Consider the following 26,707-nt stretch of genomic DNA (forward strand, 5'->3'; position numbering starts at 1 on the left):
GAATTTAAGAAGTAATAATAAATATGTCCAACTATGTAATATCATCTCTGTAAATATATAATAATATTTAGGCTTTTTCTAAAATTCAATACAGTCCCAATTTATATATTATGTCCTTGCCGCAACAATGCTATTAATTGTAGACATTTACTACCTTTCAGTCACATTAATTATCCATTAAAATATGAGTGTCAATAACCACCTAGATACTGCAAAAGAAATTCTTCTAGATTATTACAATATAAAAGGTAAATTGACCATTCTTCCTGGAGAAATAGACCTTAACTATAAAGTACACACCCCTGATGAGCAGATATTCATCTTGAAAATTTCAAGAACTGCAAGTACAAGTAACTCATTAGAATTTCAAATAGCCCTTCTTAATCATCTTAAAGATTTTGCTAGGGATCTTAATATACCTAAAGCAATAACCACCAAAGACGGTAAAAAATTAGTTAAACTAAAAGATGAAAAGAACCAAGTAATTTTTGTAAGACTCTATACCTGGATTGAGGGCAGATTATGGGGTGAAGTTTTACCTAAGAATACTCGTATTAAACAACAATTGGGAAGCTACGGAGGAAAGCTTACAAACGCACTAGCAACTTTTACACATCCCTGTTCTCAGTATATATCAGAATGGGATATAGCACAATCGCTATGGACTAAAAAATTTACTCATATACTCAAAAGATCAAAAGAAAATAGAATCATTCCAATCATTACTCGTTTTGAAGCTCTTCAAGGTTCTTATAAATCGCTTCCTAAACAAATCATACACAATGATGCAAATGACAATAACATAATAGTTTCTTTTGATAAGCTTACTCCAGAAGTTATTGCTTTAATTGATTTTGGCGATTCCATCTACACACAACGCATTAATGACCTAGCAATTATGTGCGCATACGTCAGTATGGAACATATCGATCCGCTGCGAGCAATATTGCCCATTATTCGTGGGTATAATGAGGCATGTAAATTAAGCGTAGAAGAACTGGCTCACCTATATATCACCATACAGATGCGCCTTGTGATCACTGTAGTTAAAGCTGCTATAAACCATACCAAAAATCCTGAGAATTCATATCTATTTGTTAGTGAGAAAGCAGCATGGGGTAACTTAAAAAAATGGAGTTTAATAGATGAAGAATTTGCTTTGATGCGCTTTCGCGAAAGCGTAGGTCTTCCCCCACATCCTTCACGAAATGAATTTAATAATTGGATAAAAAAAAAGCAGCTTCCCCTTACTGCACTTTTTCCAACCGTACAACGTAAAAATGTTTACCCACTTGATTTAAGCGTATCTAGCACTTGGATAGGGCACGAAATAGATTTCAATAATCTAGACTGGTTTCAATACAACATCAATCAATTACAAAAAAAAGTGCCTTCTAAAATCATTGCGGGAGGATATCTAGAACCTAGGCCGCTTTATACAGATGATAGTTTTGACACAGAAGCCGACTTTGGAAAACAGAATAGGAGTGTGCATCTAGGAGTTGATTTTTGGCTGCCCGCAGAAACACCTGTGCATACAATTTTTGACGGAGAAGTAGTCACTTCAACATTTCAAAAGCAACATAAAAACTACGGTGGACTCATTATTTTAAAACATAATGAAGACAACCTAATATTTTACACCCTGTATGGCCATCTGTCCAAAAAAAGCAGCGCTGCTCTAACAAAAGGTGATCTCTTATCTAAAGGAGATTGCGTAGGGTATTTAGGATCTCCAGAGGAGAATGGTAGCTGGGCACCGCATCTGCATTTTCAAGTGCAGCTTAGTCTGCTCAATTTTATAGATGATTTTCCGGGCGTAGCATTCCATCACGAAATAAAGAGCTGGAAAAGTTTATGTCCAGATCCTATGATACTTTTTGGAATTGATACGCTTTCGCGAAAGCGTAAAAAAACAACTACAAACCGTAAAATTATAGATTATCGAAAGCAGCATTTAGGTCTAGGGATGTCCCTGCACTATGATTCTCCTATCCAAATGGTACGCGGTAATGGGGTGTATCTTTTAGATCAATACGGGAAAAAATACCTTGATACGGTAAATAATGTGGCCCACTTAGGGCACGAACATCCAGCTGTTGTTATCGCTGGGCGTGATCAAATGGCGTTACTTAATACAAATACACGCTATTTACATAAAGATATTATGGAATTTTCTCAAGCGTTATTACAAACGCTGCCAAAGGAAATTTGTGTGCTCCATTTTGTAAATTCAGGTAGCGAAGCAAATGAACTTGCGCTACGTATGTCTCGAGTTGTAACAGGAAGCAAACAAGTAATCGCATCAGAAATGGGTTACCACGGGAATACAATAAGCACGGTAGCAGTAAGCTCTTATAAATTTAATGGTAAAGGTGGAAGCGGAAAACCAAGTGACACACATCTATTTCCTTTACCTGACACGTATAGAGGTGTATACAGAGATGCTTGTGCCTCTCAAAACTATATTGAAGAGGTACATAAATGTATCCAAGCAATTGAATCTAGTGGACAAAAAGTAGGCGCTTTTATTATCGAGAGTCTCATTAGTTGTGGTGGACAAATTGAATTACCAGATGGATTTTTAAAAGGAGCTTTTAAAACAGTAAGAAATGCTGGAGGCGTGTGCATCTCTGACGAAGTACAGACGGGTGTAGGACGTATAGGAACACATTTTTGGGGTTTTGAACTTCATGATGTTATCCCCGATATTGTTACCATTGGGAAACCCATTGGGAACGGACATCCAATAGCAGTGGTAGCTTGTACTCGAGAAGTTGCAAATGCTTTTTCAAATGGAATGGAATATTTTAATACCTATGGAGGGAATCCAGTTTCCTGCGCTATAGGTAAAGCGGTTTTAGACACCATCAAGCAAGAAAATTTGCAGCAAAATGCTTTGGTAGTGGGAAGTTACCTTAAATCTAAACTGAGCAAACTTGCTAAAGATTTCCCAATTATAGGTGATGTGAGAGGACAAGGGTTATTTCTAGGTTTTGAACTTGTGGGTACTAACCTTAACCCGTTACCCTTACAGGCAAATTATCTTATTAACCGTATGAAAGACCATAGCATCCTGATGGGTGTTGATGGTCAAGATAATAATGTTATTAAAATTAAACCTCCACTTACTTTTAGTATAGAAAACGCAACTACTTTAATTTTTTATTTAAAGAAAATATTGCAGGAGGACTTTATGAGATAATAAAGGTTGCAGTGTTTGTCTATTTATTGGCATATCTTTTATTTAAAATTCAATTTACATAATGAAACTCTCAATGCAATCATAAATATGAGGGGGAAGTAAAAACTTAAATGATCTAAAAATAAGATCTTTAGAGACAAAAAGAACATTTTATTTTTTTGAAAATGTTAAGATTGTTGCTTTTATATTCCGCCTATCTTTACCCACAATATAATATTACTATAAATGATTGATACTCCTTTACGCATTCTCATTGTTGAAGACCTTGTCTCTGACGCCTTTCTGGTTCAAAAGCAGATTAAAAAATTCTGCTCCAATGTTGAAATAAGTGTTTCGGATAAAGAGCTTTCACTATCTGTGGCGCTCAAGCAGTTTGTCCCTGATATTGTAGTAAGTGATTTCAACCTAGAGGGATTTACAGGCTTTGATGTAATAAAACAAGTAAAAAGTTTTAATAAAGACATTCCAGTTATTATAATCACAGGCAACTTAAATAATGAGGAGAAAGCTGCAGAGCTTATCATGCAAGGAGCATCTGGATTTTTCTTGAAAGAAAATTTACAAAATTTACAAGAAAAATTAAGACCTCTATTTGAGAAATTTATATCAGAAAAGAAAGAACTTATTGATAGGTTAGAAAAGCAAAGAGAAAAAGACGCTAGAGAAAAAGAGCTTACTGACTTTTTGAGACATCATGATTTTGAAGCTTATGAGCACAAGGAAGCCATACTGTCTTTAAAAGACAAAGTGCTTAAATTTTTATCTCTAAAGTAGATAAATGGATACAAAGGATTCAAAAAATATCGTTAGATCCCTGTATCTAAGTTTCTTTTCTACCCTTGCGGTCATTATTTTAATAGTCGCTTTATACTTTGCTTCCCAGTATTCTCAAAAATGGATTATTCATACCAATGGAGTAAAAGCAGATATACACAGCCTCTCAGAAACATTAACTCGCGCAGAAAGTAAACTAAGGGGTTATCTAATAAGTAAGGATCCTGAATACAGAATTGACTTTAAAGTTGAAATCGCCAAACTTGACAATAAACTTGACGTTATACAATCAAAGATATACGACAATCCTTCACAATTAGATAACCTTAGAAAATACCGAGCGCTAATTAATGAAAGAGTCTCTGGAATGAATAATAGTATGGATAATTTCGTACTAGGCACTCCAGATGAGAATAGAAGACGTGCAGGTAGAACTCAAATACTTAGCCTTATAGATTCACTAGACAACATTAAAGATGTAATGCTTGTCGAAGAAAATGAGCTTCTCATAGATAGAAAATCTACGTATGATACAATTTTTGTATTCAGTCTAGTAGCATTAGCAATTGCACTTCTTTTAATGCTCTATAACGTCTATGCAGTTAGACAGCGATTACTACCCTTATTTACAAGACTTGCAGAGAACAATGATGAGTTAACTTCAATATTAAAATCACGCGATAATGAGATTGAGCTTAAAGAGGCTCAAATAGAAGTTAATGAAGATTTACTTCATCAGATGGAGAATAAAAACAAGCAACTTAACCAGTTTGCTTACATCGCCTCTCATGATTTACAAGAACCACTACGTACGGTAGATAATTTTATAGCACTTTTTGAAGAGGAATATGGAGAAAAACTAGATTCTGATGCTTCTCAGTATTTTAATTTTATTAAGGGGGCCACTGAGAGAATGAAAGGACTTATTACTGGTTTACTTAATTATAGTAGATTAGGTAAATCGGGCAGACGCGTAAAAGTAGAGCTTAGTAAACTGCTTGAAGAAATCAAAAGTGATATGATTTCAAACATTCAAGACACAGGCGCTGTGATCACTAATGACTCATTACCTAAAATATCTGGATACCCTGTAGAGCTGAGACAGCTCTTTGCAAATTTAATTGGGAATGCGATTAAATTTATGCCGAAAGAGAAAACCCCAAAAATCCATATTGGTGTAAGCGAGTCCCTTAATTATTACACTTTTAAAATATCTGATAATGGCTTAGGAATTAAAAAGGCACATCTAGATAAAATCTTTAATATGTTCACACGCTTACATACTGCAAAAGAGTATCAAGGAACGGGAATAGGTCTTGCTTTTTGTCAAAAAATTGTTGAACTGCATAAAGGAACTATCACTGTAGACTCTAAGCTAGGAGAGGGAAGTACGTTTACATTCACACTAAAAAAATAAAAAAATGCAACCATTAAGAGAAATATTACTCATCGATGACTCAGAGTCTGATAACTTTATACATTCAAGAGTTATAAAAAAAGCAGGTGTTACTGCAAAGACAACTATAAAATATTCTGGGGAAGAGGGCTTAGACTACCTCCGAACGTTGATCAACGAGGATTACCCACGTCCGGATCTCATCTTTTTAGATATCAATATGCCAGGGATGGATGGCTTTGAATTTCTTGAACACTATGAAAATCTCGAAGACACTCAGAAAGCGCATGTTGTAATAGCAATGCTTACTACATCTACCTCACCTGTAGATCGAGACAAAGCAGATAAATACGACTTACTACAGCATTTTGACAATAAGCCTTTAACTGAAGAGAGCTTAATGAAAGTTTTAAGAAATCAATTTCCAGGAAGATTTGATGATTAATTTCCTCTAAGTCTATTCCACAAATTTTCTAGTACTAATGATATATTTCTTGTTTCAGGACGGTTTTCTGTAACTTCAATGCGTCCATCAATATCTTCAATCGTATAACTAAATACGAATTGGGATTTTGATGGATGTGTAGGAATTAAACCGAATCTTAAATCATTAAATATCCACGTATCTTGCTTTTTTTCTATGGTGTACCATCCTTGAGAAATTGTTATTAGACGCTGCACTTCTTCCGTAACAGTTATATCCTCTGTCAATTTTCTGTTTTTTGGATAGGCTATAAAAGTGGGAGGCTTGGTATCAAAAAGTGAATATTCCCCTATCAAGTAGTTATCTCCAGCATCTATATTTGCATTCCACAAAATTGTATTCATCGCTGAAGGCCTAGTAGAAATAGAAGTATAATTGATATCCTGATCAATTAATGCTTTAGTTATCTTAATATGTGCATTCCACTTAAGAAGTAACGCGATAACCAGATATATAGAACTCATATAAATACCTAGCTTGTTGATACGCTTTCGCGAAAGCGTATCCCTGTTTTTTGTCATTGCTAGTAATACACAAACTAGAAAAGGTAATGTATACAGCGGATCGATTACAAATATAGTATTAAATGCTAGGCGGATTTTGAAAGGCCAAAATAGTTGAGTACCCCACGTTGTAAAAATATCCAGTAGTGGATGTGTAAAGAGCCCCAAGAAAAACAACTTGGTCCAATCTTGATAACCTAAATCCTCTCTTTTTGTTATCTGATGCACCAACCAGCCTAGAATAGGTGCCATAATAATTGAAAACAGAAGTGAGTGACTAAATCCACGATGTATTTCTGTGGCAGTAATCGTATCAGTAACATACCTCGCAAGAACATCTAAATCTGGAATCGTACCTGCAACAGCTCCCCAGAGCATAGCTCTATTACCGATTTTTTTACCCAAAACAGCCTCACCTACGGCGGCTCCCAATACAATTTGTGTAAGACTGTCCATCTCTGTATTATTCTACAATTTCCATTTTCTTAAGTAAGAAACTGGCATTCATATTTTGGCAAATTCCTTTTTTGAAAGTGTAATCAAAATACAACTCGTCATCTATAATTTGTGCGTCAAAGTAATAATTTTGAACTTGGGATAAATCATTTGCCGCCTCACATAAACTAAGGTCATGTGTCGCAATAATTCCTGTAGCTCCAGATGCTACTAATTTATTAATAAACTTACGGGATCCTACTGCCTTATCTGTACTATTTGTACCCTTTAAAATCTCATCAAGGATAATAAAATAGCGATCCGTTTTAATTTGATCTACTATAAATTTAAGACGTTTTAATTCACTAAAGAAATAACTCTCATCATCTGTAAGGCTATCTGTTGTACGCATACTTGTAATAAGTTTTATAGGCGTATATGAAACTTCCTTAGCAGAAACTGGAAGACCTACATTTGACATAACGATTTGCAATGCGATAGTACGTAGGAAAGTACTCTTACCAGCCATGTTTGCTCCTGTAATAATAAAAAATTGGTCATGATCTATCGTAACATCATTACGCACTGCCACTTCTGGACTCAAAAGAGGATGAGCCACAGCAGTAGCAACCATAGTATTTCCTGATGGAGTAATTTTAGGAAAAATATGATTAGGATGATTAAAAGTATAGTTACCTAACGTATTATATGCATCATAAAAATCTATTACCTGAAACCAATTAGGTATGGAGGCCTTATTAGAAAGTATCCACTGTTCAATATCTGAAACGATTGCCAAATCTCTTAGAAAAAATCCGTTTGCAAGGAATCCTATAATGATGTTATTACGTTGATCTAACGCATCTAATTTTTTTGAAAATTTATAAAGTATGCTAGAGCTAGCAGTAGTATCAGTTATAATTTGGTTTCTCTTTTTTGAGAGTAATAAACTTTTAAATTCTTTATTTTCTATTTGTGAAAGAAGTTTTGAATATTGAGTAAAAGTGGTTTGTATTTTACTCGTATGCGTAGATAACTGGTTGATTTTTTTTACAAACCTTCCAGTAATTAATAGGCCAATCCCAAAAATTAAAAAAACCCACCAGCCCGCGATAACTCCAAAAAAATAAGCAGACAATACGATGAGTGAAATTAAACTAAAGATTCTGGCAAATATCTTAATAAACTTAGGGGTGAATGTCTCATAGTTATCTAACCAACCAATAACGCTTTTGGTAGAAACTTCGGTTTTTACTAAAGTTGCTATAGCTGCAAAACGCTGTCTCCACTGAGCTAAATTTGCTAATTCGCTAATGGCTTCTTGTTTATTTTCAATACAATCAATCTTGTTAGATAGGAGCTCCTCAACCAATTTTTTTGACCCACTTTGCAAGGCTGTACGGTTAAGGTATTGATAAAATGATCCTCTCCCAAACATGTCAATATCTTGACTATATACATGCTCTGGATTGTGATGCTCCATACCATCTGGCAAGTCGTAAAAGTCTCTATCCAGCACTTTTAATTCTAGCTCATTACTAGCTATTAACGCTTGTACTAAAGATTTTTCATATTGTAGTTTACTATGCCTAGTCACCAAAATGAGAAAAGCAGCAATGCCTATAATGACAATCGTTATAATAAGTTTTCCATTTCCTAAGGACAAATAAATTCCTAATGCAGCGGCAAGAAATACTGTTAACCGAACAGCACTCGAGATATTGAGCTTTGTCTTTAGTTTTTGTAAATCTTTTGTAAATAGGTCAATTTGGTTTGTATAAAAATGATGCGGTGTCGTCATATCATAAAGCCGCAAGTTCGGCTTGAAGTTTTTTTGTCATTTTTGAAATAACAAGTTCATAAGAATGATCTATAAGATCTTTAAGTAATTTTGGTTCTAAAGCTTCAACAATGCAGGTGTTCCAGTGTGTTTTATTCATATGCCACCCAGACAATATCGCTTCATCAAATTCTGATCTTAACCTCTGGGCTCTTTCTGGGTCACACTTTAAGTTTACAGAGAGCGGCACGCGCTCTAGAGAAGCTAAGGCAAACATTTTTCCCATCACTTTAAAAACGAGTGTTTCTTTGTCAAAAGGAAAACTCTCTGTAACTCCTTTCTTAGATAGACAGTAGGTTCTAAAGTCTTCTATATTCATCTACAAGCAGTTTTTGTAAAAATCATTGTACTCAGTGTGTATTTAACGCTATTGCCCGCAAACTGATAAGGCCATTATAAGGTGATCTTGCTAGCTAACAAGAGTCATTCTATATTCTTAATTTCTTCGGAAGAGCCTATTTCTAGGGCACTATAATCTAGATTCCACCCTATAGTCTCAACCAATTTTTGCATTAACTGTACAGTTTCTAATGCCTGCTTTTTGGCTTCATTATACAATCCACTCTGAGGTATCTTATCCTTTATGTGTTGTTTTGCCTCACGATTAATTTCTGTAAGATCTGTACTCGTAAAAGGATTTGCCCAGCCTTCTTTTTTATCATAATATTTAAAATCTGTTTCTACAGAAAGGAGTTCGGGCTCTGGGAAGTCGTAAAGAACAATCGTTCTTTTCTTATCGTTTGCTTCCATTTTTATCTTTGTTAGATCAAAACCTATATGTGCTTTTGCATCTATCAATACAATAGCCTTTTTTGATCCTAACAAAAGATTCATCCATTTATTCTTGAGGCTTTCATAGTGGTAAATTTCAGCAAAATCACCTTCTACGGTAATAAATTTACATACAGTACGTATACGCTCCATAAGTACAACAGATTGCTTCTCTACATCTTTAGATTTTGATGAGCTAGAAAACCATCTATATATAAAGAAAGCGACAACAGCTCCAATGGCTAACCCTATAAATAATTCTTCCATACTGTAAAGATACCATTATGATCGATTTATTTATTGCAATTACTTGCCTACATCTACAAGTTAAGTTGTTGTATACACTAGAAAATAGTTTTTAGAATACGCTTTCGCGAAAGCGTACTATTTTATTTTACAACCTTGAATTTTTGAATTGCTGAGTTAGGTTCTATTACGGTGTGATCTTCCCAAAAATTAGGATCATAGGCTGAGAGGTAAGTGGCCTCAACATCCTTACTATCAGTTGAGGATTTATAAATCTCTTCTGTAATTGCAGCTGTATGAAAGACTACAAATTCTGACTTTGAAGTGGCTGTAATTTTAAAATCAATATTTAGATCAAGTTCATTCTGCTTGCGACGTCCTTTTACGTGTTTGTTTTTCTCAATAACGGTAAGTGGTCTATCTACCATCATCTCGACACCACGTTCTAATTCCATATAGGCAAGTGCATATCCTCCATTTTTGTTTTTTGTAAACATTGAAGTGCCTTTATAAACAATATCTCTATACCCTATACCAAATAGCTTTAGTCCATAGAGCTTTTTGATGTTATGAAAATCCAATCTCATGATGGCAAAATCATCTGTATTCACATAGATTGTTCCAGAAAAATCCTTAGAGCCCTTAGGCTTAAAAGACAATACATATACGATGTCCTCTCCCATAGAAGTGATGGCTGTTTGAGTAAATTCATACCGATTTGATTTTTGTAAGAAATCTAGCTTTGAATCTTCTTGAAAAAAGAGCTCTTTGTACAATCTACTAATTCCACTTTTTACGCTCGAAGTAATATCCTGTATTGTCGGGTCTTCTCCAGCTTTTAAATGTATACCAGCCGTTGTGTCTTGAGGATTATCATCCTCATTAATCTCACTTATAGGAATTTTCTCACTTAACCAACCAGACTTAATTTTTAAATATGAATCTGGCTTAACATTCTCTTTAAAAATTTTCTCTAACCGTTTACCAAATCCTTCAAAAGACACATCCTTACTTTTGTCATAGAGTTTTGCTGCTTTAGCTACATGTATTTTTTGATCATTATAGTTTCCATACAACGTCCCTACAGACTCACTATAATATTCTGATGCGCGAGGTATTTGTCTCACTATACTATCTATGAGTTCTTTATCAAGTTCCTTTATTGTAGATTTTTTAAAATCTACTTTTACCTTATTCACCTCATTACTCAATGTTTGCCTAAAGAAGAGCTTTTGACTTGTATATTGTGAGGGATAATTCTTAGAAAGATTTTCCTCAACCTTTTCTATTATTTCTTCTGGATTTAATTTTTGAGTTGTTAAAAAGACATTATCAAGCTCATTAAACTTTTCATTTAATGTTAAAATGGTATCGGTAGCCTGTACTGGATATAAACTAAGTTTATGGTACCCCATAGATGAGATAAAGATTGAGTCTTTTAATTTTTCGAGCTGCTTATTTCCTATGGAGAATACACCCTCTTCATTTGTAATCGTCCCACTATTTGATGAAAGTTGAACTGTAGCATATGGAATAGGTTCCCCCGTTTGAGCACTTACAACAGTTGCCGTATAAGATTGAGCAATTAGAGAAGAACTAACCAATAAAAATATGAAATAGGTAATGTATTTAAGTAATGATGTCATCTTATTTGTTTTAAACTAAGACGACAATAAATCCCAAAAGGTTGTTTGAAGTTTTAATAAAAACTAAAATGAGACGTTTATTTGACTACTCTTGCGCTTTCATTTTTGCTTTGGCAGCTAGTAGTCTCTCACGACTAGCTTCTTTTTTTTCGCGCTCTTTCTTTTTCTTGCGCTTCATAAGTTTGGAATGCTTTGCTTTGTTTTTGGTGTTTTTTGGAGTTCCTTTTTTGGGCATTGTGATCGGTCTTTAAAATATGCTTATTCCTCTAGTTTTTTAAGGTACAAATCATAGACCCATCCCTGCACTCCATTCTCTCTGCGTACTTTCTCCCATTTAGGCACAACACTATCTTGTGGGATCACCTCAACCCTTTCTCCCATTTTATCAAAAGTGTCAATGATTTCAGTCGACGTAGAAGGTCCAAATCTTAAGTTAACTCCATCTCCAGTGATCAATGCATCACCAAAAACAATAACCTCCTCTTTAACTTCTGCCTGTGTCTCTTCTGCTGCAATGGCTTCTTTCTCTCGGGTGTAATCTCGTTCCCACAATCCAAATACTAATACACTTATCATAATAGCTACTGCCAATAAGCCTCCGTATAATTTGTAATGTTTCTTCTTTTTCTTACCGCGATTAATCACAGCATTTGCCGCTGCTTCTTTTTTTGCGGCTACCTGAGCAGCTCGTTCTTTTTGAGCACTTACAAGTTCAAGACGTTTTTTTTCTTCAAATTCCTTGTATTGCCTTTCTTTCTCTGCCTCCCAACCTTCTTTAGTATATAATGTCCCACCTGCATCTTGATAGTAACCAGTAAATGTATCCTCAGCAGTTACAATACGTTCAAAAACACGACCATCTTCTTGTAGATAAAAACGATCTTCCTTTAAAGATTGTGACTTAATGATTTTCTTAAGTAATTCAGACATTTAATTCCATTTTAAAGAGCAAGGTATTGCATTAATTAAAATAATCGTGTTGTGAAAATCTTAAAATAAATTGATCCTTACATATTCGCTTTCGCGAAAGCGCTATAAGAAACAGTACTGCTGAGATCAACTTTTAGTCCTTTATTTTTAAGAATTCTTAGTGCCTATTCAGTTTTTAGAAAGTATTAGTGTGATGATTTAATGACGTTTATGAGTTCTTCTTTTTGTAACACACCAGATTGCCTCCAAACTTGTTTCCCATTTTTAAAGAGCAACATGGTAGGCACTCCTCTTACTTGATACTGAGTTGCAAGCGGCTGATTCTTATCAACATCAATCTTTATCACTTTTACGCTATCACCAAGCTCCTCTTTAACTGATGTGAGAATAGGAGTAAGCGCTTTGCATGGCCCACACCAGTCTGCAAAAAAGTCAACTAATACCGGTGTTTCTGAGTTTATAATTTCTGAAAAAGATGATTTCATAACGATTCATTTAATGTGAAAACTGCATTTTATCTCAAAGTATTAAATTCTAGAAAAGTGTAAAATCTGTTTTGCAATAATTAACAGTGTTAGGTTAAAGTTTTTTAATTTATATTTTAAAATCAATTACTATCAGTACTTTGAAATGAATTTAAAAATGAAAACAGATGAGTACACCAAAACCTAATCCAGAAAAGACGAGTAAGAAAGAACAGGCAATAAATCTTGAAGCTACTCACGGAAAACAAATAAATCATCAGGTAAAAGATAAAATGGAATATCAACAACCAAGGGATAATCTAAAGCCAAACAACTAATATCAAAAACCTCGAAGAAATTTCTTCGAGGTTTTTTTATGATTTAATCGTATTGTCTATAATCTTTTCCACTACCTCAGGATTAAGCAATGTACTTATATCTCCTAGTTTACTTGTTTCTCCACTTGCAATTTTTCTTAAGATACGTCTCATTATTTTGCCTGATCGTGTTTTAGGCAAGCCTTCGGTAAATTGAATTTTATCCAGTTTTGCAATTGGTCCCACACGCTCTGTAATAATTTGATTGATTTCTTTTCTTAAGTTGTCGTGATCACGCCCTTCACCAGTCTCTTTTAAAATCACATAACCGTACAAGGCGTTGCCTTTAATATCATGCGGAAATCCTACAATGGCACTTTCGGCTACAGCAGGGTGTTCATTGATTGCATCTTCTATAGGAGCTGTTCCTAGATTATGGCCTGAAACGATAATTACATCATCTACTCTTCCAGTTATTCTATAAAATCCAGTAGCATCTCTCAAAGCTCCATCGCCGGTAAAGTACTTATCTTTATAAGCAGAAAAATAGGTTTCTACATATCTTTTATGGTTACCCCATATGGTTCTCGCCATGCTAGGCCAAGGATGTTTTATTGTAAGTCTACCTTCTACTTGATTTCCTTTTAATTCCTCACCATTTTCATCCATCAATGCTGGTTGTATTCCTGGGAGCGGCAAGGTAGCAAAAGTTGGGATAGTAGGTGTTGCATAAGGAATAGGGCTTATCATAATTCCTCCTGTTTCTGTTTGCCACCATGTATCAACAATGGGGCTTTTCTTTTTACCAATATTATCATTGTACCAGTGCCAAGCCTCTTCATTAATTGGCTCTCCTACAGTTCCTAAAATTTTCAAAGAGGAGAGATCATATTTTTCTACAAAATCAAGTTTTTCTTTTGCTAATGCTCTTATGGCAGTAGGAGCAGTATAAAATTGAGTGACTTGGTGTTTTTCAATAATGCTCCAAAATCTTCCCCAATCTGGATAGGTAGGAACACCTTCATACATAAGTGTAGTAGCTCCATTTGCTAGCGGTCCATAAACGATGTAACTGTGCCCAGTAATCCAACCTATATCTGCACTACACCAGTATATATCTTGATCACGATACTGAAAAACATTTTTAAAAGTGTACGCTGCATACACCATATAACCCCCCGTCGTATGAACCATACCTTTTGGCATTCCCGTTGAGCCAGAAGTATAGAGTATAAATAGCTCATCTTCTGCATTCATAATAGTTGCAGGACAATCTGTAGACGCTTGTTCTAGCAAAGGTTGTAACCAGTAATCTCGGTCTGCAACCATTTTTACGGATGATCGTATACGCTTGACTACAAGAACAGATGTAATACTCGGTGTATCAAGTAAAGCCTCATCTACAATGGGTTTAAGGTCAATTGTTTTGGCTCCTCTGTAAGAGCCATCACTTGTAATCACCATCTTGCAACTGGCATCGTTAATGCGTGTGCGCAATGCTGTAGCAGAAAAACCCGCAAAAACAACCGAATGAACAGCTCCTATTCTAGCACAGGCGAGTAAGGAAATCGCTAGCTCTGGAATCATAGGCAAATAAATGCATACACGATCCCCTTTTTTAACACCCTTATCCTTTAATACGTTTGCAAATTTACATACTCGCTCGTGTAATTCTTTATAAGTAATATGTTGAGCAGACTCGTCTGGATCATTAGGTTCAAAAAGAATAGCAGTTTTGTCTGGATTTGTATATAAATGCCTATCAATACAGTTTTCTGTTATGTTGAGCTTCGCACCGTCAAACCATTTAACTTTATGACTTTCTTTATTCCATTTTAAAACCTCATCCCATCGTTTGCGCCACACAAAATTTTCTTCGGCGATTTCTTCCCAGAACTGCTCGGGATTATCTACAGATTTTCGGTAGACTTGAAAATATTCTTCTAATCCTTTGATATGGTAATTACTCATGTTCTTGAAAACTTATTTGTGGAGAAAAGATACATAATAAAGAAGTTTGATAGGGAACGAATGCAAATAATATTCTAAATGAATCATTATTTTGAGCTCGCTTTCGCGAAAGCGTAACATTTAAAACTTAATCCGTAATAATATGTAACCTAATGATATTCAGTTTTTTAAAAACGCTGCAAACGACAACAAGTATTTACAAACGACTATAAACGATAGTAAACACGTAGCAACCGACTAATTTTTGAGAGCTGACGCATATTTGCAGTGCTCTAAATAAGTACTCGATTAAATAAGGGTACAGAACAACTTAAATTTCTCAAGATAGACTTGGGAACGTATATAAATTAATTTGGCAGGCATAACCTGCTCAAGAAAAACTTATTATTATGAATGCATTACGTAACAAAGTACAGTTAATTGGTAGATTAGGTCAAGATCCAGAAATCACCACCTTTCCTGATGGCAACAAAATTGCAAAGTTCTCTATGGCCACAGATGATTCTTACAAAGACAAAAATGGTCAAAAAATAGAGCGTGCATACTGGCACAATATTGTGGTAAGAGGCGGTCTTGTAAAGGTTGTAGAAAGCTATGTACAAAAAGGACAAGAAATAGCCGTTGAAGGTAAACTCACAAACCGCTCGTGGGAAGATAAAGATGGAATCAAAAGATACATGACAGAGATCGTATGTAATGAGCTACTCATGCTAAGTAAAAACAATTAAGGAGTCTTTAATTTTGCTTAAAAGGCGTTCATTTGAGCGCCTTTTTTTATTTGCTATTTATAACTTCGCAACATGGTTGAAACGCAAGAATTGAAGTCTTTATTAAAAACGAATTTTGGTTATGATAACTTTCGTCCCAACCAGCAGGAAATTATAGAATCTGTTTGTGCTGGAAATGATGCATTAGTGATTATGCCTACCGGTGGTGGTAAATCTATGTGTTTTCAATTGCCTGCAGTCGCAATGGAAGGTACAACCCTTGTCATATCTCCACTCATTGCGTTAATGAAAGATCAAGTAGATGCACTTCAAGCAAACGGAATTAAGGCTGCCTATTACAATAGTACGCAACCTGCAGATGAGATTCAAGAGGTTATAGAAAATCTTGATGATGGTCAACTAGATCTTATTTATGTTGCTCCAGAGAGTTTACAATTATTAGATCCGCATCTTACAACCGCAAAAATTAACCTTATCGCTATAGATGAAGCGCATTGTATTTCTTCTTGGGGACACGACTTTAGACCTGCATACACCCAACTAGGCTACCTAAAAAATAAATTACCTGACACTCCGCTTATAGCACTCACGGCTACTGCAGATAAGTCAACACAAGATGATATTGCAGATCAGTTAGGTATTGCGCATGCAAAAAAATATATCTCATCTTTTGACAGACCTAACTTATATCTTGATGTGCGACCTGGTCAAAAGCGTAATGAGCAAATTCTCAAATTTCTTAATAAACGACCTTTCGAAAGCGGAATCATCTATTGTCTGAGTAGAAAAAGTACCGAGCAACTTGCTGCAAAATTGAATGCCAAAGGCTTTCAAGCAAAAGCTTATCATGCTGGCATGAATGCAGAAGAACGCAGCAAAGTGCAAGAGCGCTTTATAAATGATAAAACACCCATCATCGTTGCCACCATCGCCTTCGGGATGGGGATAGATAAGAGCAATGTTCGCTGGGTAATTCACTATAACATGCCTAAAAATCTCGAAGGGTATTATCAAGAAATAGGTCGAGCTGGACGTGATGGTCTGCCTGCGCATACACTCCTTTTTTATAGCTATGCAGATACGATTATGCTACGCAAGTTTATAGAAAACGCACAAAATGCAGATTACCAAATTGCAAAGTTAGAACGCATGCAACAGTATGCAGAGGCGCTGAGTTGTAGGCGCAAAGTCCTCATTCAGTATTTTGGCGAATATCTTTTAGAAGACTGCGGAAATTGTGATATCTGTAAAAACAAACCCGAATATTTTGACGGAACCATTCTTGCTCAAAAAGTACTTTCTGGAGTTGCCAGAATGCAGGAGCAAGAAGCAATGGGTACCGTAATAGATGTGCTACGTGGTTCACAAAACTCACAAGTGTTTGAAAAAGGCTATCAAAACATAAAAACTTATGGCATCGCTAGTGATGTTTCTTGGCGTGATTTGCAACAGTACATCATACAGATGATTAATCAGGGATTGTTGGAAATACGCTTTCGCGAAAGCGGAAGATTACTTCTCACCCCACTAGCAAATGAAGTATTATTCAATGGTAAAAAGATTGAACTAGCTCGACTTACACAACCAAAAGTTGAAGAAGTCAAAACTAAAAAACTCAAAAAACCAAAAGGAACACTCTTTGAAAAGCTAAGAGAATTACGAAGCGAACTAGCGAGAGATGCAAATGTACCTGCCTATGTTATCTTTTCTGACGCAAGTCTTAAAGACATGGAAGATCAAGAACCTACCACTCCAACAGCGTTTTTAGAGATAAGCGGTGTAGGGCAATCTAAAATGGAAAAATATGCTGCAGATTTTATTGAATTGATAAAATCACACGTCAAAACACCTAAAAAGAAATCTGGAGATACTGTTTATGAAACAAAGTCTTTGATTGATCAGGGTTATAATCTAGAAGAGATTGCGGAACAACGTAATCTTACTTTAGGTACGATCTACAATCATCTTATCAAGCTGCATGAAGAAGGTATGGAAGTAGACTATTTTCAATTCATATCAGCAGGTGAGGTAAAGCAAATTAACAGTGCTACAACTAAAGTAGAAGATCCTGAAAAGCTGAAAGATTATTTCAATTTTTTCGAAGAGCAAATTCCATATTGGAAGCTTAGATTAGCATTATATGTCAACAAACTTGAAAACTAAGTTTAGTGTACATCTCTATAAACGCTTAAGGAACTTAAAAAACAATTCCTTTCCCTGCCTGCCCTCTGCAGAATTATAAGCGCGTTCTAATTTTTCAATCCTAAAATATTTGGTAAAATATGCTTTATATAATTTAGCATTTCCACCAAAAGGAGGACCCTCATTAGTTAATGGGAAATCAAAGAAAAGTCCCACAAGTTTTCCATTTGGATTTAGAAGATTGTTCATTTTAATTACGTAATCTTTTCTCAGTTGTGGATCAAGAGCGCAGAAAAATGTTTGTTCTATGATGAGGTCAAAACTGTCTTCCAATTCAAAAAAGTCACCTTGTATGAGTTGCGCTTTCGCGAAAGCGGGAACGCGATTCCTTAAATCATTTAATGCAATTTCAGAGTAATCAATAACATAGACGTTTTTAAAGCCTTGCTCCCATAAATACTGTGCTTCGTAAGAATAACCACCACCAGGAATTAGAATTTTTAAACTCTTGTCGGTAAGCTGATCAAAATATTCTTTTAATGGTGGCGAGACTTTTTTAAGATCCCACCCCGTTTGATCCTCTTGATACCGATGATTCCAATAGTGTCTATCTAATTTCAATTTTCTATGATTTTAAGAATAAGAAAATTAAGGAATTTTTGATAGTTAGAATGGACTCTGTTTATTAATAAATTCTATTTTTGTTACTCTAAACAATCAATTTATGAAAGCAATATATACATTCTTGCTACTATTATCTTTTTCTACAGTATTTGGACAAGCTTATAATGGAGCAAATGATTTAAAATTTCAAGTGGGAGCAAATCTACAGGATAATGGAACAGGAGTTGTTTCTACTTTAGATTATGGTATAGGAGAAAATATTTCTCTAGGTGTTAAAGGAATTTATCTTCTTGGAGTAGAAGAGTTTAGTTCAATCACTCCAGAGGGAGCTTTTGAAGATGCAGAATTCGGTGATCGCTTTGATTTACGTGTGAGATTCAACGCTCATTTAGGTAATGTAATTAACGTAGATAGCCGCTTTGATATATATCCTGGGCTTGACTTGGGTCTTAAAAACTTTGGGGGTCACCTTGGTGCTCGCTTTTTCTTTACAGAAGGTTTTGGTCTATTTACAGAACTTAACGTACCATTTGCAAAATTTACACAAGACGATGATTTTACAGTTTCTGAAAGACCAAGAAAACAACTTAATAATCAATTCAATGTTTCTATAGGCGCAAGTTTCAATCTATAGTACGACAGTTCAATAAAATCAAAATGCCGTACTTTTTAAAAAGTACGGCATTTGATTTTCTATATATTATAAGTTCTTGTTGGTTTTTTGTAAAGCTCTCTCATTCTTCTCATCAATCCAATCCTGACCCTTGCGGCGCCTCATTAGATTGTCAAAATGCCGCATATAAAAAACGTTATACAAAGCATATCGAAGATGTTTAAAACTTCGTGGCAATGCACGTAGACTCATACTAAAACCTGGAGTTTCATATTTCATAAAGTGCCAATAGCCCTCTGGCATATACAGCGTTTCCCCATGATTCAAATAGCACACATATCCTCTGGCATTTTTTAGTGCAGGAAACTTTTCATAGTCAGGATTATCAAAGTCTATATCCTCTCTTGTAATTAAGGAATACGGAACTTTATATAAGTGTTCTGTTTCACTAGGAGGGAAGAGGATCACTCTCTTCCTACCTTCAAAATGAAAATGTAAAATATTTGCCCAGTCAATATCATGATGCATAAATACCTTACTTCCCTCACCCCCAAAAAATAACATCGGTATTTGTTTAATGAGCCTTAACCCTATTTTTGGAAACTTAAAATCGTTTTTAAGCAAAGGAACCTCTTTCATCAAATTATATAGAAAAATTCTGAAGTTTGTTGGTTCCTTTTTAAGAAAGTCAATGTATTCGCTCATTTTCATCGTAGCATGCGCTTGATTAAAACCTTCATCATGCTTTACAGGTCTATCGTCATATAAAGGCACCATTTTCTCACCTGCTACATCTTTTATATAAGACAGATTCCATTTCTTATAAGCATCCCAATCATCTATAAGGTGTTCAATAACTACTGGTCTTTGGGTCTTTATAAAGTCTTTTTTAAACTCCTTTTTTGTAATTGTGGAGACCCTTTTGATTTCTTGTAATTGCATATGTATTTTCTTAAAAACAAAAAGCCATCTTTACTAGATGGCCTCTCTTATAATATTTTTTTACGTGCTTAGCTCACAAGCATGAAGTATAGATTATTTTAAGGCTTTCCCAGCTAATTTTGCAGCTTCGTTACGCTCGATTTTGTGACCTGGTCTCGACCATTTTGGTTTTTCGCCCTTAGGTTGCACTTGAGAGTCTACTGCTTCTACTGTTTCTGGCTGTGCTTTTTTCACAAATGGTTTCATTGGAGTGAGTCCAAGTAAATCAAACATCTTCATATCCTCATTTACATCAGGATTAGGTGTCGTGAGAAGTTTATCACCCGCAAAGATTGAGTTTGCACCAGCAAAGAAACACATTGCTTGCCCTTCTCTACTCATATCTGTTCTCCCTGCGCTCAATCTAACCTGTGTTTGTGGTAAAACGATACGCGTTGTTGCAACCATACGAATCATCTCCCAGATAGAGATAGGTTCTATTTCTTCCATTGGGGTTCCTGGTACGGCTACCAATGCATTAATTGGTGTACTCTCTGGCTGTGGGTCTAATTTTGCAAGTGCCACTAGCATTCCTGCGCGGTCTGCCACTTCTTCACCCATACCTATGATCCCACCAGAACATACTGTAACGTTCGTCTTTCGAACATTTGAAATAGTATCGAGACGATCTTCAAAAGCTCTTGTAGAAATAACGTCCTTATAATAATCTTCAGAAGTATCTAGGTTGTGGTTGTAAGCGTATAATCCAGCTTCGGCAAGACGCTCTGCTTGATTTTCGGTTACCATACCAAGTGTACAGCACACTTCCATATCAAGTTTATTAATGGTACGTACCATTTCTAATACATTATCAAACTCAGGACCATCTTTTACATTACGCCATGCAGCACCCATACAAACACGGCTACTTCCAGACGCTTTTGCGCGTAAAGCTTGTGCTTTCACTTGGCGTACAGACATGAGTTCATTCCCCTCAATATCTGTATGATACCTTGCTGCTTGTGGACAGTAACCACAATCTTCTGGACACCCTCCGGTTTTAATAGATAACAAAGTAGATACTTGTACTGTATTAGGATCATGATGTTCCCTATGCACACTTGCTGCCTTATATAACAATTCCATAAGCGGAGTGTTATAAATCTCTAGTATCTCATCTTTAGTCCAGTCGTGTCGTAATTCTGTCATATCTCAAAAATAGGAAATAGTGATTAGTTGATAGTGGCTCGTAAAGAGATTTTTTTAATTTTAGATATAAAAGGGTTTTGAAGTTACGCTTTCGCGAAAGCGCAAAAACAACAATCACTTCAAACCTATGCTTTATCTATAATTATACTCACTGCGTTACCGCCAAAGCCAACAGCGTTTATCATAATCTTATTAAGCTTCTTAGGCCCTGTAGGCTCCTTAAGGTAAGACACTCCCACAAAAGATTGTTCTCGTAACATCTGTACCGCAAGTTCTAAGCTTAATAAGCCACTGGCCCCAAAAGTGTGACCTATTTTCCACTTATTGGTTGTAAGTAATGGAAGATCATCTCCATAAATTGATTTTATAGCCTCCATCTCAGAATTGTCTCCTTTAATAGTTCCAGGAGCATGCATCACAACAGCATCTATTTCTGAAGCGGAAGTTTTCCCTAAGGCCATTTTCATAGAATCTTTAAAACACTCTCCGGTAGTTGATAGTGAAACAGCGTGATCAATCACTTCTGTTGCATAACCAACACCTGTTACGTAAGCAAGTGCATTTTTTTGTTTTCCAAGTTCAAGACAAGCAGCTGCAGCTCCTTCCCCTAATGCCATCGTATTTTTTTTCTTAAAAAGATTAAGGGCTTGACTTGGGTACAAAGAGCTTGCTTCATCTTCTGTAAGGGTAAGCTTCATTGCTTTCATTTGTGCTAGCGTGAACGGTGTAAGTGCCGCTTCAGACCCCCCTACGAGAAACTTTTCAGCCATTCCTGCCTGTAACCAAGCAACTCCATTAAGTAACGCATGTAAAGCTGTACTACAAGTAATTGAATGTGATATATCTGGACCGGTGCTCTTAAGATCTTGTGCTAGCCACGAAGAAATATTTCCTAACGTGGTAGATGGCGAAGTAAGCGTTGGTGTAATATTACGTTTTTTAAATGCTTCGTAATATTTTTCAAAAAGTTGGGTAGCTCCTCTTGAGGAACCTACATTGATTCCAAAATCTCCATCTTTCCATCCAGCTTGAGCAACCGCTTTTCTACCAGCTATAATAGCATATAGTACAGATGGGTCTAATCTTAAATAGGCTGTATTCTCCTTCTTCAAGTCCTTTACAGCAGCTTTTCCCTCCTCAGTTAATGTCGCGGTAAAAGCTTCCATCTTTTCGTCCCATCTAATTGCCGTAGGCTTATGTTGATAAGCTTCCCACTGCTCTTCAAGAGTAGTGCCAAGGGGAGAAATAGAACCTAAACCAGTAATTGCAATGGGTGTTTTCACAGAAAAAATGAGTTTTGTTTTAATGCACAAAAATACGGTTTAGATGGAGCGCAAAAGAACTATTTTATTAAAAAATCTTAGGAATCTTGTAACATTGATTTGCAGATATATACATATGTAAGTAACTAAAATCAATGTATGAACACAACAGAATTAAGACCATCTTGGTGGAAAAGAAACTGGAAATGGGCGCTTCCCACTGGTGGCTGTCTTACAATAATCATTATCGTTTTAAGCTTTGTAGGTTACGGTGTTTATAAAGTGAGTAGCACTATGTCTGAGAAGACTAATGTTTTTGCCTTTATGGAGGTTATGTTAGAAGTTCAAAAAAATAAAGAGATCGCAACGGCGCTTGGCAAGCCCATTAATATTGATGACAGCGATTATGATCCAGAAGAAAATCCTAATCTAATGGATATTGATATGAGGTTGCGTGGCAAAAAAAGTAACGGGACTCTAAAAGTAAAAGCTGCCAAAAAAGACGATGACTGGAACTACGAATTATTTACAATTACAGTGGATGAAACTGGAGAAATTATTGATATCACAGACAAGATGAACAACTAAGGTATGGAAAACAACAACGAACTGATAGAACGACCTTCGTGGTGGAAACGCAACTGGAAATGGGCCGTTCCAGTAGGAGGTTGTCTTACAATTATCATTGTAGGAATTATCATTCTATTAGGCGGGGTTTTTGCATTAACCAATAAAATTAAGACTGAGACCAATTCTGATACCGCACTTAGGGACGCTCAACAAAATACGGAGTTAATTTCCATTATAGGGGAGCCTATTGAATCTAATGGGTTTGGGAGTTACAACATTTCTATTGATATTGGTGTCAAAACCGCTAATTCAACAGTTCCTATCAAAGGTCCTAATGGGACAGCAATCATAAACATTAGTACACGCAAAGAGGATGAGAAAACTGTATACGAAGTATACATGATCACCATTGACGATAGCGATCGAGTAATAGATCTAAAACCTGAGCTTTTAGAAGAAGATTAATTAAAATTATCTAACGCTTCTTCAATAACAGTATAGATCTTTTCTAATTGATTGTTTGTGATTACATAAGGGGGCAATGCATAAATAGTATTACCTAAAGGACGTAATGCCACCCCTCGTTGCATAAAGAATTGATATAATTCATCTCGTAAGTTTCCGTAGCGTTCCATTTTTACATTCAGGTCCAAAGCAAAAATGACACCCTTAACACGCACTTGGGATGCATTGGGGTGTGAGGATATCGCTTTCGCGAAAGCGTGATGCTTCTCCTCAATCTCTTTCCTACGTGCTACTATTTCCGTACTTTGTAATAGTTCAATTCCAGCAATGGCAGCCGCACAACCTACAGGGTGTGCACTAAAGGTATGTGCATGAAAAAAACCTTTATGTACCTCGTCGCTTAAAAAGCCATCAAAAATAGTTTGGGTACAACTTGTAATACTGAGCGGAAACATACCCGCAGTAAGCGCCTTGCTTAAACACATCACGTCTGGTTTATTTTCTAGCTGATCTACGGCAAAATCTGTACCTGTTTTCCCGAAGCCGGTCATTATCTCATCGGCTATAGTGAGTACATCGTGTTGTTTACACAGTTTGAGTAATGCATCTAAACCTTGGGCACTGTGAAATTTCATTCCTGCGGCACCTTGCGCTAAGGGTTCGAATATAAAAGCAGCACATTTATTCTCAGTCAAAACAGCTTCTAACTGACTACAAACAGCGTCTATAGTATCTTTCTGCGGAGTGGGAATACGAATGACTTTAAGTAATAAATCTTCAAAAGGACCATTATATGAACTTAGCCCTGAAGCACTCATCGCTCCAAAAGTATCTCCATGAAAGCCATCTTCAAAAGCAATAAGCGTATCTCGTTTATCTCCTTGGTTGTGGTAATACTGAAATGCCATTTTTATAGCTGCCTCTACTGCTGTAGAACCATTATCGTTAAAGAAAATCTTTTGCTGATTGGCTGGAAGTATTTCCATTAATTTCTCTGCGAGTGTAATTGCTGGTGGATGCGTAAACCCACTAAACATGACAAAGTCAAGTGCTTGCATTTGGTCATACATGGCCTTTGTGATATATTCATTACCGTGGCCATACATACAGGTATACCAAGAAGCAATTCCATCTATATATTCATTGCCTGCATCGTCATACAACAGCGCACCTTTTGCACGCTCAATCAGTACGGGTTGCTTGGCTGTTTTATGTTGAGTGAGTGGGTGCCACAGATATGATGCGTCTTTTTCTTGATTGGTCACGATGGAAAGGTTTATTGAGAGTTACGTGCGGTGTTTACTGCTTATGAAAACTGTTTTGAAACAGCGATTATAGGTTTTTTAAGCTTTCGCGAAAGCGATCTGCATACTCTGCTATTACGTTTTTATCAAAGTACGGTTCTTCTTCTATACGACCTATCACCGGCACTTGACCCATTTTTTGAATGATGTCCTCTGTGGTAGGATGTTTATCTCCAGAAAATATGATTCCGCCAATTTCTAGACCTCGAGACTTTAATAATTCAATCGTCATTAAAGTGTGGTTGATACTCCCTAAATAGTGACGCGACACTAAAATTATTTTATCCGATTGCGCCATGAGATCGGCTATCGTTTCAATATCATTTATAGGCACCAATAAACCTCCAGCTCCTTCAATAACCAGTGAGTTTTTGGTTTCTGGACGGATTATGTCTTTCGCAGTTATCTCAACTCCATCTATTGCCGCCGCCGCGTGCGGACTCATTGGTGTATTTAAAGTGAATGCATTGTCGTGAAAGGTTGTTTTTTCTGACGTAACATAGCGTTTTATCTTATGGGTATCACTATTCTCAACATCTCCTGCTTGTATAGGTTTCCAATAATCTGCTTCCAGTGCTTGAGTTACTATCGCTGCTGCTACTGTTTTACCTACCTCGGTTGAAATTCCGGTTATGAAATAGGTGTTTTTAGATTGTGTCATTCCTTAATTTCTTGTTTAGATAAGTTACCAAACTATGTATTTCTTCTTCTGTATTATACGCATGTAAACAAATGCGCAAACGTTCTTGTCCTTTTGCTACCGTGGGGGAAAGAATCGGCTTTATTGAAAGGCCTAAAGCTGCTAACTCTTTAGCTATATTTTGAACCTTTTCTACTCCAGCAATGACAATACAGTGTATCGCAGCGTGGCATTCTATAAAATGATGTGCGATATCGTATGAATCTAGTTCTCTCTTAAAATTGAGGATAACGGATTGGAGTTGGGTTACAACCGAAACATCTTTAGCGTGTTGATCACTCAGATACTCATAAGCAGCAATGATGATTGCTACACTATGTGGCGGCAAACCTGTAGTATAGATAAACGATCGGGCAAAATTAATGAGGTACGTTTTTAAGTCCGCGCTCCCAATAATAGCCGCACCATGAGCACCCATGCCTTTACCAAATGTCACAATACGTGCAAACACTTTATCGACTATATTTAAATCTTGAACCAGTCCCTCTCCTTGATCTCCTAAGACACCTACTGCATGGGCTTCGTCTACCACAAACTTTAGGTTAAACTTTTTACAGAGGTTAGCCATTTTTACTAAGTCTGGAGAATCACCGTCCATAGAAAACACAGATTCGGTAACAACATAGATTTCAATATCATTTGGCCGATCAGTAATATGATAATTATCACGAAGCCTACATACGGTCTCTTCTAAATCTGCAAGACTGTTATGCTTAAATTTAAAGCCTTTACCAAAACTCATTTGAATCCCATCTCGTATACTGGCATGTATATACTCATCGTATAAAATGATATCTCCACGCTGCGGTACAGACTGAAAAAAACCTACATTAGCATCATAACCGCTATTAAATAGTAAAGCGGATGGACCTCCATGAAATTGAGCGATGCGTGTTTCGGCAAGTTCATAGAGTTTATGATTCCCAGTTATCAATCTGCTGCCTGTAGCTCCGTTGCTATAAAGTCCGTGGCGCTGTAGAATTTGATGTGCATTTTTGGAGATCGCTTTCGCGAAAGCGGGATTATTAGAAAAACCTAAGTAATCATTAGACGAGAAATCGACACCTTCCTTTAATACAGGTAAGGTGCGCTGCATATTTTGAACAGCTCGTGCATCTAATTTTTTTTGTAGCTTAGGTGGCAACATAGCGGTAAAGATAGTTTTTGAAGTTGACTTTTTGCAAGTC

Annotated in this window: 26 protein-coding genes; 10 read left to right on the forward strand and 16 right to left on the reverse strand. The window is 36.1% G+C overall.

What is annotated here, in order from left to right; genetic code table 11:
* Nucleotides 1-184 precede the first annotated feature (184 nt).
* The 4 genes from OD90_RS07705 to OD90_RS07720 all read left to right on the forward strand — a co-directional run bounded on the left by OD90_RS07705 (nucleotide 185) and on the right by OD90_RS07720 (nucleotide 5,820).
* Nucleotides 185-3,205 (forward strand): aminotransferase class III-fold pyridoxal phosphate-dependent enzyme, encoded by a 3,021-nt coding sequence (locus OD90_RS07705; protein WP_144668566.1) that lies wholly within the window; start codon nucleotides 185-187, stop codon nucleotides 3,203-3,205.
* Between the two features lie 225 nt (nucleotides 3,206-3,430).
* Nucleotides 3,431-3,979 carry a response regulator gene (locus OD90_RS07710; protein WP_144668567.1) on the forward strand — a complete coding sequence of 183 codons (549 nt, stop codon included), beginning with the start codon at nucleotides 3,431-3,433 and terminating at the stop codon, nucleotides 3,977-3,979.
* 4 nt (nucleotides 3,980-3,983) lie between these two features.
* Complete coding sequence (locus OD90_RS07715; protein WP_144668568.1) at nucleotides 3,984-5,396, forward strand: sensor histidine kinase; 1,413 nt, start codon at nucleotides 3,984-3,986, stop codon at nucleotides 5,394-5,396.
* 4 nt (nucleotides 5,397-5,400) lie between these two features.
* On the forward strand, nucleotides 5,401-5,820 hold the full coding sequence (locus tag OD90_RS07720; RefSeq protein WP_144668569.1) for a response regulator: 420 nt from the start codon (nucleotides 5,401-5,403) through the stop codon (nucleotides 5,818-5,820).
* Here the strand turns inward: OD90_RS07720 and OD90_RS07725 are convergent.
* The 8 genes from OD90_RS07725 to trxA form a co-directional block, all read right to left on the reverse strand.
* Entirely contained in the window at nucleotides 5,817-6,818 is a 1,002-nt protein-coding gene (locus tag OD90_RS07725) for a metal-dependent hydrolase (protein WP_144668570.1), read from the reverse strand. The genes OD90_RS07720 and OD90_RS07725 overlap by 4 nt on opposite strands.
* Before the next feature lie 7 nt (nucleotides 6,819-6,825).
* Nucleotides 6,826-8,598 carry a MutS-related protein gene (locus OD90_RS07730; RefSeq protein ID WP_144668571.1) on the reverse strand — a complete coding sequence of 591 codons (1,773 nt, stop codon included), beginning with the start codon at nucleotides 8,596-8,598 and terminating at the stop codon, nucleotides 6,826-6,828.
* A gap of 1 nt (nucleotide 8,599) precedes the next feature.
* On the reverse strand, nucleotides 8,600-8,956 hold the full coding sequence (locus OD90_RS07735) for an MmcQ/YjbR family DNA-binding protein (RefSeq protein ID WP_144668573.1): 357 nt from the start codon (nucleotides 8,954-8,956) through the stop codon (nucleotides 8,600-8,602).
* A 104-nt stretch (nucleotides 8,957-9,060) separates the two neighbouring features.
* Nucleotides 9,061-9,675 carry a DUF4230 domain-containing protein gene (locus OD90_RS07740; RefSeq protein ID WP_144668575.1) on the reverse strand — a complete coding sequence of 205 codons (615 nt, stop codon included), beginning with the start codon at nucleotides 9,673-9,675 and terminating at the stop codon, nucleotides 9,061-9,063.
* A 122-nt stretch (nucleotides 9,676-9,797) separates the two neighbouring features.
* On the reverse strand, nucleotides 9,798-11,300 hold the full coding sequence (locus OD90_RS07745) for a carboxypeptidase-like regulatory domain-containing protein (RefSeq protein ID WP_144668577.1): 1,503 nt from the start codon (nucleotides 11,298-11,300) through the stop codon (nucleotides 9,798-9,800).
* An 85-nt stretch (nucleotides 11,301-11,385) separates the two neighbouring features.
* Nucleotides 11,386-11,535 carry a hypothetical protein gene (locus OD90_RS13185; protein WP_186434730.1) on the reverse strand — a complete coding sequence of 50 codons (150 nt, stop codon included), beginning with the start codon at nucleotides 11,533-11,535 and terminating at the stop codon, nucleotides 11,386-11,388.
* Nucleotides 11,536-11,558: 23 nt separating this feature from the next.
* Nucleotides 11,559-12,230: an SH3 domain-containing protein gene (locus OD90_RS07750; protein ID WP_144668579.1), complete on the reverse strand. Its 672-nt coding sequence runs from the start codon at nucleotides 12,228-12,230 to the stop codon at nucleotides 11,559-11,561.
* 185 nt (nucleotides 12,231-12,415) lie between these two features.
* Complete coding sequence (trxA, locus tag OD90_RS07755; RefSeq protein ID WP_144668581.1) at nucleotides 12,416-12,715, reverse strand: thioredoxin; 300 nt, start codon at nucleotides 12,713-12,715, stop codon at nucleotides 12,416-12,418.
* A 167-nt stretch (nucleotides 12,716-12,882) separates the two neighbouring features.
* On the opposite strand from trxA, the gene OD90_RS13190 reads away from it, so the two are divergent.
* On the forward strand, nucleotides 12,883-13,032 hold the full coding sequence (locus tag OD90_RS13190; protein ID WP_186434731.1) for a hypothetical protein: 150 nt from the start codon (nucleotides 12,883-12,885) through the stop codon (nucleotides 13,030-13,032).
* Nucleotides 13,033-13,068: 36 nt separating this feature from the next.
* Here OD90_RS13190 and acs read toward each other — a convergent pair whose 3' ends face one another.
* Nucleotides 13,069-14,982: an acetate--CoA ligase gene (gene acs, locus OD90_RS07760; protein WP_144668583.1), complete on the reverse strand. Its 1,914-nt coding sequence runs from the start codon at nucleotides 14,980-14,982 to the stop codon at nucleotides 13,069-13,071.
* A gap of 389 nt (nucleotides 14,983-15,371) precedes the next feature.
* On the opposite strand from acs, the gene OD90_RS07765 reads away from it, so the two are divergent.
* Both OD90_RS07765 and recQ read left to right on the forward strand, forming a co-directional pair.
* Nucleotides 15,372-15,710, forward strand: a complete 339-nt coding sequence (locus OD90_RS07765) for a single-stranded DNA-binding protein (protein ID WP_144668585.1) — start codon at nucleotides 15,372-15,374, stop codon at nucleotides 15,708-15,710.
* Between the two features lie 72 nt (nucleotides 15,711-15,782).
* Entirely contained in the window at nucleotides 15,783-17,873 is a 2,091-nt protein-coding gene (gene recQ / locus OD90_RS07770; protein WP_144668587.1) for a DNA helicase RecQ, read from the forward strand.
* Between the two features lie 15 nt (nucleotides 17,874-17,888).
* Here recQ and OD90_RS07775 read toward each other — a convergent pair whose 3' ends face one another.
* Nucleotides 17,889-18,473 carry a methyltransferase domain-containing protein gene (locus tag OD90_RS07775; protein ID WP_144668589.1) on the reverse strand — a complete coding sequence of 195 codons (585 nt, stop codon included), beginning with the start codon at nucleotides 18,471-18,473 and terminating at the stop codon, nucleotides 17,889-17,891.
* A gap of 103 nt (nucleotides 18,474-18,576) precedes the next feature.
* Between OD90_RS07775 and OD90_RS07780 the strand changes: the two genes are divergently transcribed.
* Nucleotides 18,577-19,110 carry a DUF6646 family protein gene (locus tag OD90_RS07780; RefSeq protein ID WP_144668591.1) on the forward strand — a complete coding sequence of 178 codons (534 nt, stop codon included), beginning with the start codon at nucleotides 18,577-18,579 and terminating at the stop codon, nucleotides 19,108-19,110.
* A gap of 66 nt (nucleotides 19,111-19,176) precedes the next feature.
* Here OD90_RS07780 and OD90_RS07785 read toward each other — a convergent pair whose 3' ends face one another.
* From OD90_RS07785 to OD90_RS07795, 3 genes are all read right to left on the reverse strand, one after another.
* A complete protein-coding gene (locus OD90_RS07785; protein WP_144668593.1) occupies nucleotides 19,177-20,031 on the reverse strand; it encodes a cupin-like domain-containing protein in 855 nt (284 codons plus the stop codon).
* Between the two features lie 93 nt (nucleotides 20,032-20,124).
* Entirely contained in the window at nucleotides 20,125-21,219 is a 1,095-nt protein-coding gene (gene bioB, locus OD90_RS07790; RefSeq protein ID WP_144668594.1) for a biotin synthase BioB, read from the reverse strand.
* A gap of 125 nt (nucleotides 21,220-21,344) precedes the next feature.
* The gene (locus OD90_RS07795; RefSeq protein WP_144668596.1) at nucleotides 21,345-22,502 is read right to left on the reverse strand and encodes a beta-ketoacyl synthase N-terminal-like domain-containing protein; all 1,158 of its coding nucleotides are present in this window, start codon (nucleotides 22,500-22,502) and stop codon (nucleotides 21,345-21,347) included.
* A 138-nt stretch (nucleotides 22,503-22,640) separates the two neighbouring features.
* On the opposite strand from OD90_RS07795, the gene OD90_RS07800 reads away from it, so the two are divergent.
* The gene (locus OD90_RS07800; protein WP_144668598.1) at nucleotides 22,641-23,069 is read left to right on the forward strand and encodes a cytochrome c oxidase assembly factor Coa1 family protein; all 429 of its coding nucleotides are present in this window, start codon (nucleotides 22,641-22,643) and stop codon (nucleotides 23,067-23,069) included.
* A 3-nt stretch (nucleotides 23,070-23,072) separates the two neighbouring features.
* Nucleotides 23,073-23,516: a cytochrome c oxidase assembly factor Coa1 family protein gene (locus OD90_RS07805; protein ID WP_144668599.1), complete on the forward strand. Its 444-nt coding sequence runs from the start codon at nucleotides 23,073-23,075 to the stop codon at nucleotides 23,514-23,516.
* Here OD90_RS07805 and bioA read toward each other — a convergent pair.
* The 3 genes from bioA to OD90_RS07820 all read right to left on the reverse strand — a co-directional run bounded on the left by bioA (nucleotide 23,513) and on the right by OD90_RS07820 (nucleotide 26,616).
* Nucleotides 23,513-24,781 (reverse strand): adenosylmethionine--8-amino-7-oxononanoate transaminase, encoded by a 1,269-nt coding sequence (bioA, locus tag OD90_RS07810; protein WP_144668601.1) that lies wholly within the window; start codon nucleotides 24,779-24,781, stop codon nucleotides 23,513-23,515. The genes OD90_RS07805 and bioA overlap by 4 nt on opposite strands.
* Nucleotides 24,782-24,848: 67 nt before the next feature.
* The gene (bioD, locus tag OD90_RS07815) at nucleotides 24,849-25,481 is read right to left on the reverse strand and encodes a dethiobiotin synthase (protein WP_144668603.1); all 633 of its coding nucleotides are present in this window, start codon (nucleotides 25,479-25,481) and stop codon (nucleotides 24,849-24,851) included.
* A complete protein-coding gene (locus OD90_RS07820) occupies nucleotides 25,468-26,616 on the reverse strand; it encodes an aminotransferase class I/II-fold pyridoxal phosphate-dependent enzyme (protein ID WP_261374482.1) in 1,149 nt (382 codons plus the stop codon). Before OD90_RS07820 ends, bioD begins: the two co-directional genes overlap by 14 nt.
* Nucleotides 26,617-26,707: the final 91 nt, after the last annotated feature.

Source organism: Dokdonia sp. Hel_I_53 (genome assembly GCF_007827465.1).
GTDB lineage: Bacteria > Bacteroidota > Bacteroidia > Flavobacteriales > Flavobacteriaceae > Dokdonia.